A 2,398-nucleotide genomic window follows, 5' to 3' on the forward strand; every position below is an offset into this window, starting at 1 on the left:
AAAAGGGGTACAAGACTGCAGCCCTTTCGCTGGCTGGCATGGTGTTTATCCACTTCACGGTTAGTTTGTCTAACGTCAACTTTGCGCACAACTACTACACCATTAGCCTGTCATTGTTTGTGGGCTTGAGTCTGTGGTTGTCTCGGCTCGAGCTTGCAAAGCCAAAGCCCTGAAATTGCCAAAGGGCCCAAATGGGCCCTTTGTTCAGACATGCATCTTGCTTCTACGCCCAGGGCTCCATCAATAAGCCCCGTCCTTGTTCAGCACCACGCGAATCGTTTTGAACAAGATGGCGATGTCGTACCAGAGGGACCAATTCTTGACATACCAAGTGTCCAAGTACACCCGGGTGTCGTAGTTCACATCGTTGCGGCCGCTCACTTGCCATAAGCCCGTCATGCCGGGGCGCACCATCAAAAAGTAGTCAACATCGTCGCCATAACGTGACAGCTCGGCGCGGATCACAGGGCGTGGGCCCACCAGGCTCATTTCGCCGCGGATAACGTTGAACAGCTGCGGCAGCTCGTCCAGGCTGGTGCGGCGCAAAAATTGGCCAATGCTTGTGATGCGCGGGTCGTTGCGCAGCTTGAACTCGCGCTCCCACTCCGCCCGCGCAGCCGGGTCATTGGCCAGCAGCTCGCGCAAGCGCTCTTCGGCATCCACCTGCATGGTGCGGAACTTGAAGCACGGAAACACCTTGCCCATTTGCCCTACCCGCTTGTGCGCAAAAATGGCCGGACCGCCATCGCGACGAATGCGCAGCGCCACATACAGCAAAGGTAAAGCACCCAAAATCAGCAACACCAAGGCTGCCAACAAATCGAACACCCGCTTGAGCCAACGGGCAGGCCAATAACGCAAGTTGTTGCGCAACTTGAGCATGGCCACCTCGTGTGAAAAGAAATACGACATGTCGGTGCCAAACAAAGGCACACCCCGCATGGCCGGCACCACGCTCACGTCTTCGGCCTTCCAGTGCGCCAAGCGCCTCAGCAAATCTTCGCGCAAATCGTTTTGCCCGTGCTCCAATGCCAGCACAAACTGCGCACCCGGCACCATGGCCCAATGGCGCAACTTCTCTGACATGGCTTTGGACGCCTGCGTGGCATCCACCATTTCGACCACCGCAAAACCCAAAGCTGGCTCGCTGTTCAAGGCGGCAACCGCCTCGTGGGCATTGGGCCCATTGCCCACGATTAAAGTGGGTCGCTGCCACACGCCCGCACGCCGCATCAGCGACCGCGCCAAGCCCCGGCTCAGCGGCACACACAACATGGCCAGCGGCCAAACCAAGGCCCACCACAAACGAGAAGAATTCCAGCGTGTCAAGGCCAGCACTGCCAAATCGAGCACGGCCAACACCAGCAAAGCCAACAGCGTCTCGCCTAGCTCAGACCAAAAAGGCTTGCGGTCGCTGTAGTGCCGGTATCGCACCAAAAAGAAAACCAGCCCCGCCCCCGCCACACCCAACCAAGCCCAATAACGCTGCACATCCTGCGTCACCAGCCAATGGCCATCCATGGGCACGGCCCACAACTGCGCCAGCACTGCGGCCAGCAGCCCCGACACCAGCAAAGCCAACACATCCGCCCCCAGCAAAACCGCCTTGGTCAAGCGGATCTGCAGCGGGTTTAATCGACGCCAGTTTTGATCTTTTTTATTCAACACATCCACCCCTGCCAACAAAAAAACCGTCATTACCGGCTGTGACTGTCCGCAAAATAAGCATCGCTTTTACTGCCTGAATACGAAGGTGTTTTTGTCATTGATGCCGACAGACTTGTCGATGCATCAGAGATCGACAACACATTCAATGCATTAACTCACATCAACAGTCTTGCTCGAGTCTGTCTGTTTGATCGCCACGCAGATCAAGCGTGACCACCATGTGCAGTGGCTGCTTAATTCCAATACCCCTTGTGCATGCTGCACCAGCGTTTGAACCACAAAGGCCAACGTGACTCCAAACGCCCCAAGCGGTAACCGATCAGCTTGGCCGCCGTGCGCACCAGCGCTGACGGAATCCACCATGGGGCATGACGCCACAAATAAGCCAGCTCACATCGCACAAAGCGCAAACCCTCTCCGCTGGCAGAACCGAACTCGGCCAAAAGCCAAGGGCTGCGGGCATGGAAAACGCCAGTGTCGAAATACCGACGGAACTCTTGCAACACGCTGTAATTGTGCGAATGGTGGGCACAGGCATCGGCCACATAAGCCACCGTTTTGCCAGCCATGAGCAAGCGCGCCGCCACCGACATGTCCTCCCCCAAAATGACCGACGACGGAAAGCCTCCCACCGCCTGCAAGTCGGCCACACGGTAAGCTGCAAACGAGTTGGACACCCGAGTTCGACAGTTAACGACGTAAGTTGTTGATTTGTATAGGGGTGCGCTGC

General features: G+C 56.9%; 2 protein-coding genes. Both read right to left on the reverse strand.

All coding sequences use genetic code 11. The annotated features are described in order from the left end of the window. Positions 1–240 precede the first annotated feature (240 nt). Positions 241–1,614, reverse strand: a complete 1,374-nt coding sequence (gene wbaP / locus Q0341_RS03615; protein WP_299510622.1) for an undecaprenyl-phosphate galactose phosphotransferase WbaP — start codon at positions 1,612–1,614, stop codon at positions 241–243. A 287-nt stretch (positions 1,615–1,901) separates the two neighbouring features. After that, positions 1,902–2,398: glycosyltransferase family 2 protein (locus Q0341_RS03620; RefSeq protein ID WP_299510624.1), on the reverse strand; the 497-nt coding region annotated here is incomplete at its 5' end.

Origin of the sequence: uncultured Limnohabitans sp. (genome assembly GCF_937889215.1) — a bacterium.
In the GTDB taxonomy this organism is placed as follows: domain Bacteria; phylum Pseudomonadota; class Gammaproteobacteria; order Burkholderiales; family Burkholderiaceae_C; genus Limnohabitans_A.